The organism is Streptomyces sp. DSM 120436, from assembly GCF_055778765.1.
In genome coordinates this window covers 59283-76816 of record NZ_JBSKBS010000001.1, presented here as the reverse complement: position 1 = coordinate 76816, position 17534 = coordinate 59283, and the positions used below count along the sequence as shown (strand labels likewise).

Below are 17534 nucleotides of genomic sequence, written 5' to 3'. Positions count from 1 at the left end.
CGGTCAGAAGCCGAGGCGGCGCAGCTGCTTGGGGTCCCGCTGCCAGTCCTTGGCGACCTTGACGTGCAGGTCGAGGAAGACCGGCGTGCCGAGGAGCGCCTCGATCTGCTTGCGGGACTTGATGCCGACGTCCTTCAGGCGCTTGCCCTTGGGGCCGATGACGATGCCCTTCTGGCTGGAGCGCTCGATGTAGAGGTTGGCGTGGATGTCGAGCAGCGGCTTGTCGGCGGGGCGGTCCTCGCGCGGCAGCATCTCCTCGACGACCACGGCGATGGAGTGCGGCAGCTCGTCGCGCACGCCCTCCAGGGCGGCCTCGCGGATCAGCTCGGCGACCATGACCTGCTCGGGCTCGTCGGTGAGGTCGCCCTCCGGGTACAGCGCGGGGCCCTCGGGCATCAGCGGGATCAGCAGGTCCGCGAGCAGGTCCACCTGCTTGCCCGCGGTGGCCGACACCGGGACGATCTCCGCCCAGGTGATGCCCAGCTCCTTGCCGAGCTGGTCGACGGCGATCAGCTGCTCGGCGAGCGCCTTGCCGTCCACCAGGTCGGTCTTGGTGACGACGGCGATCTTCGGGGTCTTCCTGATCCCGGCCAGTTCCTTGGCGATGAAACGGTCGCCGGGGCCGATCTTCTGGTCGGCGGGCAGACAGAACCCGATCGCGTCCACCTCCGCCCAGGTGGTCCGCACGACGTCGTTCAGCCGCTCGCCGAGCAGGGTGCGCGGCTTGTGCAGCCCGGGGGTGTCCACCAGGATCAGCTGCGCGTCCGGCCGGTGCACGATGCCGCGCACGGTGTGCCGGGTGGTCTGCGGCCGGTTCGAGGTGATCGCCACCTTCTGCCCGACCAGAGCGTTCGTGAGGGTGGACTTGCCCGCGTTGGGACGGCCCACGAAGCAGGCGAAGCCGGCCCGGTGGACGGCGTCGGCCGGCTGGTCGGATGACTGGGTACGAACACTCATGCCGACCATTCTCCCTGATCCCCGGGCCCGGTCGAACCACCGCGGGCCCCGGCTCCCACAGGGGGAGGCCGGGGCCCGTCAGGGGTGCCGCCGCGGTCGTCAGCCGAAGGCCTTGACCGCGTTCCAGTCCACGTTCAGCACGGTCTTCACCGAGGGGCCGGTGCTGGCCCGGGACGGGTGGTAGATCCGGGTCGCGCCGTCGGAGCGCAGCCGCGCCCAGATGTCCGGGATGCCGTCGCCGCTGACGTCGGGGATGCCGAGCGCGGTCGCCACGTTGGCCTCCGACCAGTTGACGCCGTAGCCCACGTCGCCGTTGAGCGAGTCGGCGGCGTGCTTCAGCGAGACCAGGTCGACGCTGCCGCTGACGGGGCCGGGCCGCCCGTGCCGGACGTACATGTTGCCGTTGTCCAGGTTGCGCCACAGCAGGTCGGGTGTCTTGTCGCCGTTGATGTCGGCGACGTTGACGATCTCGCGCCGGGCCCAGGCGCTGGAGGTCATCAGCGTGGCCTCCCGGAAGGTGCCTCCGGTGTAGCCGGACAGCGTCCAGAACTCGGTGCCGGCCCGCAGGACCAGGTCGGGGTGGTTGTCGCCGGTGATGTCGCCGACCGCCCTGATCTGGGTCCACGTGGAGGGCGCGGGAGCGTTCGACGGCAGCCGGATCGCGATCCGCTCGCCCACGTCGAAGCTGCCGTAGCCGTCACCGGGGTACAGCCACGCCTTGCCGTCCGGGGTCACCGCGAACAGGTCGGTGGCGCCGTCGCCGGGGAAGGCGTCCGCGTAGTGCGTGATCAGCGCGGCCTTGCCGGTGGCCGGGTCGTACCAGTGGTTCGCGGGGTGCAGCGTGGTCTCGCCGGTCCTGTCGTCCTTGGTGTAGGCGGCGCCGAGGCAGCCGTACAGCTCGCCGCCCTCGCTGCCGACGCAGTTCATCAGCTTGCCGGCCGCGTCCACGATGAGCAGGTCGGGGAGGCCGTCACCGCCGGTGTCCCAGGGCGCGTCGGCCTTGTCCCGGGGCGGGACGTAGAAGGCGTAGTCGGTGCGGACGCTCTGGTTGCCGTAGGCGTCGTAGGCATGGACCAGCAGCCAGTTCGGTCCCGCGTGGGCGGGTGCCAGGCTCACGGTCGCCTTTCCGCTCGTGGCCGTCACCTCGATCCACTTCAGGCCCTCGATGGTGTAGCGGAACCTCGTCGCGCCGGTCGAGACGAACGTCACCGAGCCGGTCGTGCCGAAGGGGTTCTTCGCCCAGGTCAGGCCGTCGGAGGTGGCCTGCGGGAAGTCCTCGCTCTCGATCTCCGGCTGCGGCGGGGCGGTGGCGTCGACGGTGATCCGGCAGGGTTCGTTGGTGTTCGGCGGGAAATAGCTGGACGCCGCGTTCTCGGTGTCCACCGCGCGCACGTCCCACGAGTAGGTGGTCTTGTCGGTCAGGGGGAAGGTGACGGGGATCTGCACCGTGGCGGTGCCGCTGGAGTTCGGCTTGGCGATCCTGGCCGCCGGGACCGTCCCGCCGTTCTTCCAGAAGCGGAACTGCAGCTCACGGAGGTTGCCGTCGGCGTCCTTGGCGTTCGCCGACAGGGTGATGTTCGTCTTGCCGATGGTCACGCCCGCGCCGGGACCGGGCTTGCAGGCGCCGCCGGGCGTGGACTTGCCGCCGGTCGGCTCGCTCGGCTTGCGGTTGTGGGTCACGCTCAGCACCGCGGAGTTCGCCCTGAACTTGCGCCAGGTCTGGGTGTCGGACTCGCTGGTGGCGCGCATGCCGAAGGTGATGGTGGACCAGCCGGCGTTCGCGCCCTTCTGGGCGGCCGCATCCACCTCGAACGACTGATAGGCGTCGGGGCAGGAGCTGGAGGACCAGCCGTGCGCGAAGCTCTGATCGTCGACCCTGCTGCTCCAGGACGGCTGCTTGTTCCACGTGGTGCCCGAGGAGATCGCCCCGGTGAGCCAGAACTGGAACTCCCGCTTGGTGCAGGACCAGGAGTGGTTGTTGAGCACCTTGAACTTCGCGTCGGAGACCGTCGTGCCCTTCAGGGTGCTGTCGAACTTCATGCGCCAGAAGGAGCGTGCCGTGCCGTTCGTGTCGTCCTCGTGGCCGACGCGGGCGTCGGAGGTTCCGGAGCTGAAGTTGGTGCCGTTCCAGAAGCTGCTGTTCGGGTACGGCTTGTACGCCACCGTCCAGGCCAGCGACGGGGGGTTGATGGTGGGGTCGACGAACACCGGGAAACGGGTGTCCGCGTCGGTCAGCAGCCCGGTCCTCCCCAGCCCCAGGTCGATGCGGGCCTCACCGGTGCCGTCGCCCAGGAGCCGCATCGGCATGCGCGCCTGGCGTGCGCCGGGCTCGATGCCGCTGAGGCCGGACAGCCTCAGCACGTCGGCCGGCGTGGCCACGGAGGTGCGGGGCGCCGCGCCGGGCTCCGCCTCGGGGTCACGGCCCGAGGAGTCCCAGCCGAACGGCGTGGGGACGGAGCCGACCTCCCGGCCCGCCTCGTCGAGGATCGAGACGTGGCTGGAGCCGTCGCTGTAGTGGAACGTGGCCGTCTCGGAGCGCAGCCCGTACGCGACCTCGGCCAGCGCCTCGCTCCGGGCGGCCTCGCGGTCCTTGACGATCAGCAGCTGGGCGAAGCCGCCCTCCTCGCGGGCGACCAGCAGCAGGTCGACGCCCGCCAGCACCTCCGGGTACAGCGCCCGGGGTCCGTCGAGCACCGGTTCGGGCAGCTCGCCCGGCCAGGTGTAGGAGACGGTGTGCCCGTTGAGGACCGTCTCGGCCAGGACCGTTTCCCCGGCTCCGGGGCCGGCGGCCAGCGGGAGGCGGGCGTAGGAGCGGTCGGCGCGCTCCTTCCCGCCCGGTGTGCCGCTGGAGAAGCGCACCGGCACCGGGGGGTTGACCGGGCGGACGCCCAGGCCGCCGCCGGTGCGCCGGAGCCGGTTGTCGACCGGCGCCCACTGCCCCTCGGCGTTCTTCGCACGCTTGGGGAAGGCGGTCATCACGGTGCGCAGCTTGCCGTCGGGCAGCGCCCAGGTCTGCGAGGTGGCGGTGGTCGCCGTGTCGACGAGGACCGGTTTGCGGCTGCTGCGCGCCTCGGCGGAGGCGGCGGCCTCGTCCCGGGGGCCGGTGGCGGCCGGCTTCGCGTCCGTCGCCCGGTCCGCGCGGTCCGCGCGGGGTGCCGACGTGTCGTCGGGGAACCACCACGGCAGCAGGGCGGCGGTCAGGGCGGCCAGGACGAGGCCGAGGGTGAGACTCAGCCGGGCGCGCGTGCGCACGAACGGGCTGAGGAGGCGAGGCGGCGCGGACACGGCGGCGGTCACTCCCGTGTGGACCAGGCGGACAGGGCAGCACGGACAGCCCCGGGACGCAGGTCACGGGGTACGGGCGCGCAAACGATCACATGGTCCCCATACTCCGTCCACCCGTGAAGAAGTTATGAGTTCGTGATGATCTTCCTGTGATCCTCGCGATCGGTGCGCGGATGGCCGGGAGTGCGGCTTTTGATCATCGGATGTGCGGGGATGCGCGGGGTTCCCTGCCGTATCGCCCCAAGATCACGATTGGCGGCCGTCTGGCACCACATCACCCGTGGCGCACATCACAGCGGTTGGCGGAACCGATCGGCATCGCTGTTGAAGCGTGAGGGGCCCATGACAGAGGGTGCGGGCATTCGTATCGCCTGGGTGGGAGTCGACGCGCATGCGTGCTCAAGGTCCCCTGTCCTGGCCGTGGCGCGTCCGCCCGGCCTCGACGGAGTCACAACGACGGCGTCGCCGGCAGGGCCGGACGGCGACCGTCCTGTTGTTGTCCTCGACGCTGATGGTCACCAGCCTGAGCGCGGAGGCGTGGGCCGTCCCCGGTCCGGGCATGAGCCGCGAGTCGTCGCTCGACCTGCCCGAACTCTCCGAGGCCACCCCGGTCGACGGTGACGAGGAGGCCGAGAAGAACCTCACCACCGCGCCCGAGGTCCCCGTCGACCCCTACGCGCCGACCGCCGTCACCCCCTGGAAGGGGGACACCGGCAAGGCGACCCTGGCCGAGGACGCCGAGCCGGGCACCACCGTCGCGGTCACCAACGGCCTGCCCGTCGCGCTCGGGGTGCCCGAGGGCACCGACCCCGCCGCGATCGCCGGTGAATGGACGGTCGATCTGGCGGGGCCGTCCGTGTCCCAGGAGGCCGGCGTCGCGGGCCTCATCATGGAGGTCACCCCGCCGGCCACGGCGGACCCGGAGGCGCAGGTCGCGATCGCCGTCGACACGACCTCCTTCGCCGACCTCTACGGCCCCCAGGCTGCCGACCGCTTCGGCCTGGTGCTCCTGCCCGACTGCGTCCTCACCCCGAGCGAGGGCGAGTGCGCCGACGACGCGGGGACGCGGACCATGTCGGCCCAGGCCGGCACGGCGGCCCCCGAGCAGCTGCGCAGCACGGTGGAGGAGGTGCCGGCGAAGGAGGCGCCCACCGACGCGCAGGCGCCGAAGAACGCCACCACCCACACCGTCGTGACCGGCTCCGTACCGGTCGCCGACCTGCTGGACGGCGCGACGGGCGCCCCCGCCGGCCCGTCCGGCGTCTCGGCCCGCACCGCGTCCGCCCGCACCGGCGCCGTCCAGGCCGCCGACTCCTCCGGCGCCCGGGTCATCGGCGCCATGGACACGGGCGCCTCGGCCGCCGGCGACTTCACGGCGACCCCGCTGCTGTCCGCGGGCTCCTGGTCGGCGGGCGCCTCGTCCGGCGCCTTCACCTACGCCTACCAGGTGCAGGTCCCGGAGACCGCGGGCGGCCCCATGCCGAAGATCGCCCTCGGCTACTCCTCGCAGACCGTCGACGGACGCACCTCCGCCACCAACAACCAGGCCTCCTGGATCGGCGACGGCTGGGACTACAACCCCGGCTCCATCACCCGCACCTACGCCAACTGCCGTCAGGACTCCAAGAAGGCCGGCGCCAACAACGCCACCCACCGCACCGCGGACCTGTGCTGGGGCTCCGACAACGCGACCCTCTCGCTCGGCGGCATGACCACCGAGCTGGTGTGGGACGAGGACCAGAAGCAGTGGTTCACCGCCAACGGCGACGGGTCGAAGATCCAGCGGATCAGGGACGGCAAGAGCGGCAACGGCGCGAAGGACGGCGAGTACTGGGTCGTCACCACCCGCGACGGCACCCGCTACCACTTCGGGCTGAACCAGCTGCCGGGTCACACGCAGGGCAAGCCGGTCACCGACTCGGTGCTGACCGTCCCGGTGTACGGCAACCACCCGGGTGAGGACTGCTACAAGGCCGGTGACTGGGCCGGTTCCTGGTGCACGCAGGCGTGGCGCTGGAACCTCGACTACGTCGAGGACGTCCACGGCAACGCTATGTCCCTGTGGTGGAAGAGCGACCAGAACTACTACGCCCGCAACTTCAACTTCAAGTCCCCCGTCGTCTACGACCGCGACGGGTACTTGACCCGCATCGACTACGGCCAGCGCAAGGACAACATCTTTTCCGCGCCCGCCCCGGCGCGCGTCAACTTCAAGGTCGAGGAACGCTGCTTCGCCGAGGGCTCGCTGACCTGCTCCGACGCCAACTTCGCCGACAAGGACCCGGGCAAGTACCGCATCTGGTACGACACCCCGGCCGACCTGCGGTGCGAGGCCGGAAAGAAGTGCTGGAACGCCGGACCCACGTTCTGGTCCCGCAAGCTCCTCACCGAGATCCAGACCTCCGCCCAGCGGCGCACCGACACCGAGGCCCGCCAGGTGGTGGACCGGTACACGCTGAAGCAGAGCTTCCCCGTCCTGCGCACCGGCCCCAACACCGCCCTGTGGCTGGAGTCGATCCAGCGCACCGGGTACGCCCGCAACGGCTCCACCGACGAGAGCGTCACCCTGAACGCGGTGCGGTTCGAGCCGAACATGGACGACATGCCCAACCGGGTCATGCGTCCCGACGACCCGCGTCCCGGCTTCTCCCGCCTGCGCGTCGCACGCGTCATCAACGAGTACGGCGGCGAGACCGTCGTCACTTACAAGGCCCCCGCCGGCGACTGTGCCACCGGCACCGGACTGCCCGGCAAGAAGGACACCGCCGCGCTGAAGTCCAACACCCGGCTGTGCTACCCCCAGTTCTGGCACCCCGACCCCGAGGTCGAGGACATCGACTGGTTCCACAAGTACGTCGTGGAGTCCATCGAGGAACTCCCCAACGTGGACGGCGCGTTCGGCACCCGCACCGCGTACGCGTACAAGAACGCCGGCTGGAGGCTCGCCGAGGCGGAGTTCACCAAGAAGTCCACCCGCACCTGGTCGCGGTTCGCGGGCTTCGAGCAGACCACCGTCATCACCGGCACGGACGAGCCGGCCGTCGGCAGCAAGCGCTCCAAGGCCGTCACCCGGTACTTCCGGGGCATGGGCGACGACGTGCCGGTGAAGGACATCACCGGCACGGAGATCGCCAAGGACCGTGAGGCGTTCGCCGGACGCATCGCCGAGGAGCTGACCTACACCAGCGCCACCGACGCCGACACCGACTGGCTGTCCCGCAGCGTCACCGTGCCCGCCGCCACCGAGCTGGGCCGGCGCGACCGCGGCGACGGGCTGAGCCCGCTGATCGCCTGGCGGGTCACCGAGCCCGAGGAGATCGCGTACACCAAGTCCTCCGGCACCGGCGACGACACCCGCACCCAGCGCGTCGTCCGGACGAGGACCACCTTCGAGGCGACGCACGGCCTGCCCACCCTGGTGGAATCACTGGGCGACACCGGCAGGTCCGGCGACGAGTCCTGCACCCGGCTGGAGTACCTGCACCACCCCGGCAAGAACCTCATCGGCCTCACCAAGCAGGCCCTGGTCTCGCCCACCACCTGCGCCGACGCCGACTTCGGCGACCTGTCCACGCTGAGCGGCGGCACCCGCACGGCGTACGACCACACCGCCTACGGCACGGCGCTCGGTGACGCCACCCGCGGCCTGGCCACCCAGACCTGGTCGCTCAACGGCGCCGGCACCGGCTTCCAGGTCGACGGCGGCTCCAGGTTCGACGCGATCGGCCGCGTGGTCGAGCAGACCGACGCCGACGGCAACCCCGGCACCATCGAGTACTTCCCGCCCACCGGCCAGGTGTTCAGGGTCACCGAGACCAACGCCGAGGGCCACCAGCAGACGCAGGAACTGGAGCCCGGCCGCTCCACGGCGCTGAAGACGACCGACGCCAACGGCCACGTCAGCCAGGCGAAGTACGACCCGCTGGGCCGGCTCGTCGAGGCGTGGGGCCCCGGCCGCACCCCGTCCGCCTCCGCCGTCCCGGACTTCCGGGCCGTCTACACCATCCCCGCGTACGACCCGGACGACCCCGACCGCAAGCCCCCGTACGTCACCACCCACAGCCGCGGCAAGGACGACCGCGTCGAGACGTCCGTCGTCCTCTACGACGGCCTCGGCCGTGAGCGGCAGACGCAGGAGGAGGCCGACGGCGGCGGCCACCTGATCACCGACACGCTGTACAACAGCTCGGGCGAGGTCTGGCAGACCAACAACGCCTACCTCACCCACGAGGCGAAGACCGGCGAGCTGTTCACCCCGCTCGCCGACACGTCGGTCCCCAACATCACCCGGTACAGCTACGACGGCCTCGGCCGCGTGGTGCAGGAGATGCCGTACCTGAAGGTCGAGGACCCGGAGACCGGCGAGTCCAGCTCCGAGCCGGTCCCCGCCCGCGCCGTCCGCTACGAGTACGGCGCCGACTGGTCGAAGGTGATCCAGCCCTCCGGCGCCTCCTCCTACCGCGTCTACACGGACGCGCTCGGCCGCACCGCCCGGGTCGACACCTTCCACACCGAGGCGCCCGGCGGCTTCACGTCGATGCGCTACACCTACGACGGACACGGCCGGCTCGTGAAGGCGGTCAACTCCGCCGACACCGCCCACCCGTGGACGTGGACGTACGACCACCGCGGCCGGCAGGTGACCTCCACCGACCCGGACACGGGCACCACGCGCACCACGTACGACCACCACGACCGCGTCCTGACCAGCAGGAACGCCCGCGGCATCACCGTCTGGAACCGCTACGACGTCCTGTCGCGCCCGATCGAGCAGCGCCTGGACGGGGCCGACGGACAGCTCCTGGCCACCTTCGGCTACGACTCGTCCCCGGGCGGCACGGGCATGCCCGCCACCGCCACCCGCTACACCGACGGCGCCGCCTACACGCAGACCGTCGACGGCTACACGGAGAGCTACCAGCCGACCTCGACGACGCTGACCCTGCCGCAGTCCCTGGCCGACACCTGGGGGTTCAAGACCTCCTACACGTACGCCTACTCCTACGACGACACCGGCGCCCTGAAGGAGGCCTCGCTCCCGGCGGTCGGCCGCCTCGACGCCGAGAAGCTCGTCGTCCGCTACAACAAGGACGGCAAGCCCCTGTCGGTCTCCGGCAAGGACTGGTACGGCGCCGACACGGTCTACGACGCCTACGGCCAGGTGCTGCGCTCCGCGCTGGGCGCCCACCCGTACCGGGTCTGGACGACGGCCTCGTTCGACGAGGGCAGCGGCGAGCTCAAGAGCCACTCGGTCCACCGCGAGCAGGCCGGTGACAAGAGCGTCGTCGGCGGACACCTCGTCTCCGAGCGGTCGTACACCTACGACCCGGCCGGCAACGTCACGTCCATCCGCGAGCACGCGGACGGCATCGCCGAGCGGCAGTGCTTCACCTACGACCCGCTCGGCCAGCTCAGGACGGCCTGGACCGCCAAGGAGCAGACCTCCTGCGCCGGGCCGGAGAAGGGCGACGGCACGCTGAACGTGGCGGCCGGCAAGGACGACTCCGGCTACTGGCAGGAGTACGAGTACGACCTGCTCGGCAACCGCACCAAGCTGACCGAGAAGGACCTCGGCGGCACCGCCGCCGAGGACGCCGTCACCACCTACGCCTACGGCAAGGCCGACGGCACCCAGCCGCACACGCTGACCAAGGTGGCGAAGACCTACACCACCCCGCAGGGCGCCCAGGTCAAGGCCGAGGCCGAGCGGCTCTACGAGCTGACCGGCGAGACCAGGTCCGTCACCTCCGTCGAGAACGGCGACAAGCAGGAGCTGACCTGGACCCACGACGGCAAGATCGACCGCATCAAGGGCCAGGGCACGGGCGGCAAGACCCCGTACGTGGGGCTGGCCGACAAGTGCCTGGACCTGAAGAGCGGCCACGCGGTCGCGGGTCAGCCGATCCAGCTCTACAGCTGCAACACGTCCGTGGCCCAGAGCTGGCGCTTCGCCGTCGCTCCGGGCGCGGCCCAGACCGACCCCGACCGGGGCACGCTCACCGTCTACGACGACTGGTGCGTGCAGCCCTCGGGCAACACCGCCGGCGCCGCGGTCCAGCTGCAGAAGTGCGACGGCTCGTCGCAGCAGGAGCTGAAGCGGAACGCCTCCGCCCAGCTCGTCCACGTCACCTCCGGCCTGTGCCTCACGGTCCAGGGCGGCAACTCCGCCAGCGCCACCCCGGTGGTGCTCGCCACCTGCGACGCGAGCAAGGCCGAGCAGCAGTGGTCGCCGCAGAACGACACCCGTTACGTCTACGGCCCCGACGGCGCGCAGCTGCTCACCATCAAGGGCAAGCAGGCCACCCTGCACCTGGGTGAGGCCGAGGTCACCGTCCAGCGCGGCGGCGTCCTGGTCAACACCCAGCGGACCTACTCCGCCCCGGGTGGCGCGGTGATGCGTTACGCGTACGGCAACGGTGTCGAGCGGCTGGTGGCCCTCACCGGTGACCATCAGGGCAGCACGTACGCGGAGGTGGTGCTCGACGATCCCATGTCGGTGCGCGTCCGCAAGCAGGACCCGTTCGGCAACCAGCGCGGTGCGGGCGCGGTCGGCGCCAACCTCCAGGCCCACACGGGTTTCCTGGGCGCCGTCCGGGACGACTCCTCCGGCTACCAGCCGCTGGGGGCCCGCCTGTACGACCCGGTGGTGGGACGGTTCCTGTCCGCCGACCCGGTGCTGGACCTGAACGACCTGCTGCAGTCCAACGGCTACGCCTACGCGCACAACAACCCGGTGACGATGTCCGACCCGACGGGTCTGGCCATCAGCCTGACCGCCTCGGAGCGGGCCGCGGCCCTGGCGGGCGCGGGCCTGTCCGCGGCCCAGGTCGCCCAGGCGCAGGCCACCATGGGCAAGTCCCTCACCTCGGTGATCATGGGCGCGGCGTGGAGCACGCTGAAGGACTTCATCGGCATCAGCGACGCGATGGCCTGCTTCGGCGGTGACATGTGGTCGTGCGGCAGCCTGATCATCGGGGCGATCCCCTGGACCAAGCTGGGCAAGATCCCCTCGGTGCTCAAGGCCGTGGACCGCACGATCGACGCCATCCAGGCCTTCCGCAAGGCGAAGAAGGCGGCCGAGGCGGTGCTGAGGGCCGCCAAGGCGGCCGAGGCGGCGGCGCTGAAGGCCAAGAAGGCCGCGATCGAGAAGGCGAAGAAGGCGGCCGTGCAACGCGCCAAGAAGAAGGCGGCGGAGCAGGCGAAACGGACCTCCGACAAGGCGGTCGCGCAGACCAAGAAGACCGGCAACCCCGTCCAGAAGCAGGCCCAGGCCAAGTCGGCCCCGAAGGCCTCCTCGGTGAGCAACGGCTCCGCAGGCGGCAAGAGCGCCGGCTCCAAACCGGGCGGCAACTCCGGCGGCTCCTCCCGCAACAAGGGCGGCAGCAGCGGAAGCGGCGGTTCGGGTAAGGCCGGCGGAGAAGGCGAATCGTGCAACAGCTTCGTGCCAGGCACCAAGGTCTTGATGGCCGACGGCACGACGAAGCCGATCGAGGAGGTCGAGACCGGCGACAAGGTCGTCGCCACCGACCCCGAGACCGGCGAGACCCGCATCGAGACGGTCACCGCCGAGATCAAGGGCGAAGGCCTCAAGCACCTGGTCAAGGTCGTCATCGACACCGACGGCGACAAGGGCGAGGAAACCGCCGAGGTCACCGCGACCGACGGCCACCCCTTCTGGGTCCCCGAACTCGGCGCATGGCTCGACGCCACCGACCTCCAGCCAGGACAGTGGCTCCGCACCAGCGCCGGCACACATGTCCAGATCACCGCAGTCGAACGCCGGACCAGCCCTGATACCGCGGTTTACAACATCACCGTCGGCGACATCCACACGTATTACGTGGTGGCGGCGGGTGCATCGGTTCTCGTCCACAACTGCGACGGCCGTGGGGAGATGCCCTACGACGAGGAGGCGAGCCATGCCGCAATCGCCGCGGACGTCCTGCAGCACGCACGCCACCGCGCCACGAACGAGACCATTCCCGGAGTCAGGGGCGATCAGGGTAAATATGGGACGACGGCCGTCGTCGGAGTACGCAACACCTCCACGGGAGAAATTTCGATCCGTACGGCGGTGAATCATGACGGGGCCGCCCCCGACAACTGGCCGCAGTGGGCGCGGGACGCCTTCGTGCAGGGCAGCGGACACGCGGAAACGACAATTCTCGGCAGCCTTGCCTCCAATGAGGAGATTGTTTTCGGTGCCGCTTCCCGTAATATCTGCTGGGGCTGTCACTCCGCACTGGCGGCGGATCCTGGCCTGGTGATCGGTGGTCCCAGATTCCGCGGCGGTCCAAACGCGTCGCCGTTCCGGATGTTCTGGCGACGGCAGTGACGAAGCGAATGTAGTTCTCACGGGTGTACCATGACCGGTGCGCGAGGACGCTTTTCTCGCGCACCGGTTTCGTCCAGTGTCGGGATAGAGGGTGACAAGGTGATTCCACAGGTCGGCGATGAAGTGGTCGTCTCCTGCGAACCCGCGAGCGCCGAGGTCGTCCGTGTCGATGCGCGGTACGTCACCGTGAAGTGGCCGTGGGGAGTGATCGACAATTCCTCAAGTTTCCGATGGGACGGAACGAGCGCCCTGCCGTACGGTGATGCGCACCGGGAATGGGTTCCCTATCGAATTGAGCCTGCGGCATCGGAACTCCGGGCGGGAGACATATGCACGGTATCCATTCCGCCGACGCGTCTCCATGTCGGGCATTACGAGGAGTATGACCCTCCGCGTAATCTCGGATGGTCTCCCGCGCCCACGGCGGGAATCTACGTATTGCCGCCAGAGAAATCTGACGACGAGGAGGCGGGGTGCATGCTGTATCTCGGCGGCGCCGAACCTGTTCGCCTGGAGCCTGTCGGGGACTGACCTCGATTCGTCAGTGCCATGGCCGAAACGCCGGGCCGGGGTTCCTGGTTCACTCCAGGGAGCACCTCACGCCCCCTCCTTCAGCACCCTCCTGATCAGCACGCGCTGCTCCTCCGTCAGCCCCGGGTCCGCGCAGTGCACCGTTCTGCCGTCCACCGTGATCCGGTAGCTGAAACCGTCCGGGACGCCGGCCGGCGGAGTGAGTCCGCCGGCCGCCATCACCTGCTCGGCCAAGGCATGCCACTCCGCCGCGTCGGCCCGCCCCGAGGTGTCCACCTCGGCCTGCCGCTCGATGCCCGCGAAGCCGCCCGTGCGCCGTACCTGAATACGCATGGTCCGTGTCTAGTACGGAACTACAGCGTGCGCACCCCCACCCGCTCCCACGCCTTGGTCACCGCCACGAGCTCCTCGCCCTCCCCGTACCGGGCGCGCGCCGCCTTCACGGTCAGCGTCGCGAAGTCGGTGAACTCGGCGTCCTGGGCCAGCTCCCCGCCGGTCAGCACGTCGTACCAGACCTGCCCGGCGCGCTCCCAGGCGTGTCCGCCGAGGGTGGTGGCCGCCAGGTAGAACGCGTGGTTGGGGATGCCGGAGTTGATGTGCACGCCGCCGTTGTCCCGGCCGGTGTGCACATAGTCGTCCATCGTCGCCGGCTGCGGGTCCTTGCCGAGGACGTCGTCGTCGTACGCGGTGCCGGGCTCCTTCATCGAGCGCAGGGCCGTGCCGGTGACGCGCGGGGCGAGCAGGCCGGCACCGATCAGCCAGTCGGCCTCCCCGGCGGTCTGGCCCAGCGTGTACTGCTTGATGAGCGCGCCGAAGACGTCCGACACCGACTCGTTGAGCGCGCCCGACTGGCCGAAGTAGTCGAGGTTCGCCGTGTACTGCGTGACGCCGTGGGCGAGTTCGTGACCGATGACGTCGACGGCGAGGGTGAAGTCGAGGAAGATCTCGCCGTCCCCGTCACCGAAGACCATCTGCTCGCCGTTCCAGAACGCGTTGTTGTAGTCGCGGTCGTAGTGGACCGTGGCGTCCAGCGGCAGCCCGCTGCCGTCGATGGAGTCCCGGCCGAACTCCTTCAGGAACAGCTCGAAGGTGGCGCCGAGACCGGCGTAGGCGCGGTTGACGGTGGCGTCCTGGCCGGGCTCCTCGCCCTCGCCGCGCGCCTTCTCGCCGGGCAGGTCGGTGCCGTGCCCGGCGTCGTACACGGTGCGCTGCGGCTTGCCCGGCTCGGCTCCGGCGAGCGCGGTGACGGCCGGTGCGCCGACCACCGTGGTCAGCCGGCGCTGGGTGCGCTCGTAGGCGTCACGGCGCAGGGTGCGGCGGGCGGGGCCGTGGATCAGGGGGTCCTCGGACTGGGACAACCGGTCGAGGACGTGCGGCGGGATGATGGTGCAGAAGACGGGCTCGTGGCCCCCGTTCGCGGTCATGTCAGCACCATCGCACTGAGTGATGGCAGTGTCACTACCTGCTACCACCCCGTGACCGTGACGGATGAAATCCGCCCTCGTTCCGTCTCCGGACCTCGCATGGAGTGGTATACGGCACTCTTTGTCCTGTTGGTCCGTCCGGTCCCGCATACTGATACGGACCTCCGCACGGTGGGCGACTCGGTTAAGCTCCGGAACATCATGGACTTCGGGCTGCTTCTCCTTAGCTGCCGCGGTGAGGGTCTGCGTTAGAGGCCGACCCCCTCCCCGCGGAGTTTGGCGCTGCGCCGTCGGCCGTCCCCCAGGACACCCCGCGGACCATCGAGGAGCCCCCGCATCATGGCGAACCGCCAGCAGCCCAGCCCCATGCCGATTCACAAGTACGGCCGGTACGAGCAGGTCCAGATCCCCGACCGCACCTGGCCCGACCGGCGGATCACCACCGCGCCCCGCTGGCTCTCCACCGACCTGCGCGACGGCAACCAGGCCCTGATCGACCCCATGTCGCCCGTGCGCAAGCGCGCGATGTTCGACCTGCTGGTACGGATGGGCTACAAGGAGATCGAGGTCGGCTTCCCCGCCTCCGGCCAGACCGACTACGACTTCGTCCGCTCCATCGTCGAGGACCCGGACGCCATCCCGGACGACGTCACCATCTCCGTGCTGACCCAGGCCCGCGAGGACCTGATCGAGCGCACGGTCGAGTCGCTGAAGGGCGCCAGGCGCGCCACCGTCCACCTGTACAACGCCACCGCCCCGGTCTTCCGCCGCGTGGTCTTCCGCGGTTCCAAGGACGACATCAAGCAGATCGCCGTCGACGGCACCCGTCTGGTGATGGAGTACGCGGAGAAACTGCTGGGCGACGAAACCGACTTCGGCTACCAGTACTCGCCGGAGATCTTCACCGACACCGAGCTGGACTTCGCGCTGGAGGTCTGCGAGGCGGTGATGGACGTCTACCAGCCCGGCCCGGGCCGCGAGATCATCCTCAACCTGCCCGCCACCGTGGAGCGTTCGACGCCGTCCACGCACGCCGACCGCTTCGAGTGGATGCACCGCCACCTCTCCCGGCGTGCGTACGTCTGCCTGTCCGCCCACCCGCACAACGACCGCGGCACCGCCGTCGCCGCCGCCGAGCTGGCCGTGATGGCCGGCGCCGACCGCGTCGAGGGCTGCCTGTTCGGCCAGGGCGAGCGCACCGGCAACGTCGACCTGGTCACCCTGGGCATGAACCTGTTCTCGCAGGGCGTCGACCCGCAGATCGACTTCTCCGACATCGACGAGATCCGCCGTACGTGGGAGTACTGCAACCAGATGGAGGTCCACCCGCGCCACCCGTACGTGGGCGACCTGGTCTACACGTCCTTCTCCGGCTCCCACCAGGACGCCATCAAGAAGGGCTTCGACGCCATGGAGGCCGACGCCGAGGCCAAGGGCGTCACCGTCGACGACCTCGAGTGGGCGGTCCCGTACCTGCCGATCGACCCCAAGGACGTCGGCCGCTCCTACGAGGCCGTCATCCGGGTCAACTCGCAGTCCGGCAAGGGCGGTGTGGCGTACGTCCTGAAGAACGACCACAAGCTGGAACTGCCGCGCCGGATGCAGATCGAGTTCTCGAAGATCATCCAGGCCAAGACGGACGCCGAGGGCGGCGAGATCACCCCGGCCGACATCTGGGCGGTCTTCCGGGACGAGTACCTGCCCAACCCGGACAACCCGTGGGGCCGCATCCAGGTCGCCGGCGGCCAGAGCACCACCGACCACGACGGCGTGGACACCCTCACCGTCCAGGCCACGGTCGACGGCGTGGAGACCACCCTGACCGGCACCGGCAACGGCCCGATCTCGGCCTTCTTCGACGCCCTGCAGGGCCTCGGCATCGACGTGCGCCTGCTGGACTACCAGGAGCACACGATGAGCGAGGGCGCCTCCGCGCAGGCCGCCTCGTACATCGAGTGCGCCATCGGCGACAAGGTGCTGTGGGGCATCGGCATCGACGCGAACACCACCCGCGCCTCGCTGAAGGCGGTCGTCTCCGCGGTCAACCGCGCGGCCCGCTGATCAGCCGGTCGGGGTGAATCCCGGGCTCCGCCCGCCGTCACCGGCGGGCGGAGCCCGGCGTCGTTTACCGGCCAATCACCGTGGAGGTCACGGAAAGGTCTCGTCCCGGGTACTGACTACGCCTCCTGATGTGGCTAACATCACGCAAGCGCGGCGACGGTGCTGTGCGGCGTTGATGGAGGTGCGACGTGCTGCCAGAACGGGGACCCGACGGCCGTACCGCTGCCACCCGGCGGGCGCGCCGCCTGTGCGGCACCCGCACCGCGTGGACCGCCGTCGGCGACGGGGAGTTCTTCTGCCCCGGCTGCGGCGGCGACCGCAACTACCAGCGGCTCACCGGACGCCGCCGGTTCACCGTGCTGGGCGTGCCCCTGCTGCCGCGCGGGGTGTGCGCGCCGACCGTGGAGTGCGCCGCCTGCCGCGGCCACTTCGGCACCGACGTGCTGGACCACCCCACGACCACCCGTTTCTCCGCGATGCTGCGGGACGCCGTCCACACCGTCGCCCTCGCCGTGCTTGCCGCGGGCGGAGCCTGCTCCCGCGCCTCCCTGGAGACCGCCGCGGCCGGGGTGCGCGCGGCCGGCATCGAGGACTGCACGGAGGAGCAACTCGCCGCGCTGGTCGAAGGGCTGGAGGCGGACACCGGCCGCTTCACCGGTGAGCCCTGCGCGGCGGGGCTGTCCATCGAGCTGCACGAGGCGCTGGACCCGCTGGCCCCGCACCTCGCCGGCCCCGGACGGGAGGCGATCCTGCTCCAGGGCGCCCGGATCGCGCTGGCCGACGGCCCGTACACCCCCGCGGAACGGGACGTCCTCGCCACGGTGGGGGCGGCCCTCACCATCTGCTCCGACGACGTCGGCCGCCTGCTGGCCGCGGCGCGGACGCCGTCCTGACGGCCCTCGCGAGGAGTGGACGTTTCGACGGGACTCTCCGGGTGGCCT

9 protein-coding genes are annotated in these 17534 nt (G+C 70.4%); 5 read left to right on the top strand and 4 right to left on the bottom strand.

Annotated elements, in window-relative coordinates; all coding sequences use genetic code 11:
• Positions 1-3 precede the first annotated feature (3 nt).
• Both era and ACWH4W_RS00335 read right to left on the bottom strand, forming a co-directional pair.
• Complete coding sequence (gene era, locus ACWH4W_RS00340) at positions 4-957, bottom strand: GTPase Era (RefSeq protein WP_290011717.1); 954 nt, start codon at positions 955-957, stop codon at positions 4-6.
• Between the two features lie 99 nt (positions 958-1056).
• A complete protein-coding gene (locus ACWH4W_RS00335) occupies positions 1057-4242 on the bottom strand; it encodes an FG-GAP-like repeat-containing protein (protein ID WP_473073854.1) in 3186 nt (1061 codons plus the stop codon).
• A 149-nt stretch (positions 4243-4391) separates the two neighbouring features.
• Between ACWH4W_RS00335 and ACWH4W_RS00330 the strand changes: the two genes are divergently transcribed.
• From ACWH4W_RS00330 to ACWH4W_RS00320, 3 genes are all read left to right on the top strand, one after another.
• On the top strand, positions 4392-4577 hold the full coding sequence (locus ACWH4W_RS00330; protein WP_473073853.1) for a hypothetical protein: 186 nt from the start codon (positions 4392-4394) through the stop codon (positions 4575-4577).
• 176 nt (positions 4578-4753) lie between these two features.
• Positions 4754-12577, top strand: coding sequence for a ricin-type beta-trefoil lectin domain protein (locus ACWH4W_RS00325; RefSeq protein ID WP_473077375.1), 7824 nt, complete (start codon positions 4754-4756; stop codon positions 12575-12577).
• A gap of 99 nt (positions 12578-12676) precedes the next feature.
• Positions 12677-13108 carry a hypothetical protein gene (locus ACWH4W_RS00320; protein ID WP_473073852.1) on the top strand — a complete coding sequence of 144 codons (432 nt, stop codon included), beginning with the start codon at positions 12677-12679 and terminating at the stop codon, positions 13106-13108.
• 66 nt (positions 13109-13174) lie between these two features.
• Here ACWH4W_RS00320 and ACWH4W_RS00315 read toward each other — a convergent pair whose 3' ends face one another.
• Positions 13175-13441: a protealysin inhibitor emfourin gene (locus tag ACWH4W_RS00315; RefSeq protein ID WP_473073851.1), complete on the bottom strand. Its 267-nt coding sequence runs from the start codon at positions 13439-13441 to the stop codon at positions 13175-13177.
• 20 nt (positions 13442-13461) lie between these two features.
• Positions 13462-14532: a M4 family metallopeptidase gene (locus ACWH4W_RS00310; RefSeq protein WP_473073850.1), complete on the bottom strand. Its 1071-nt coding sequence runs from the start codon at positions 14530-14532 to the stop codon at positions 13462-13464.
• 339 nt (positions 14533-14871) lie between these two features.
• Here ACWH4W_RS00310 and leuA point away from each other — a divergent pair, with 339 nt between their 5' ends.
• Both leuA and ACWH4W_RS00300 read left to right on the top strand, forming a co-directional pair.
• The gene (gene leuA, locus ACWH4W_RS00305; protein WP_473073849.1) at positions 14872-16593 is read left to right on the top strand and encodes a 2-isopropylmalate synthase; all 1722 of its coding nucleotides are present in this window, start codon (positions 14872-14874) and stop codon (positions 16591-16593) included.
• Between the two features lie 188 nt (positions 16594-16781).
• Positions 16782-17486, top strand: a complete 705-nt coding sequence (locus ACWH4W_RS00300) for a TerB family tellurite resistance protein (RefSeq protein ID WP_473073848.1) — start codon at positions 16782-16784, stop codon at positions 17484-17486.
• Positions 17487-17534: the final 48 nt, after the last annotated feature.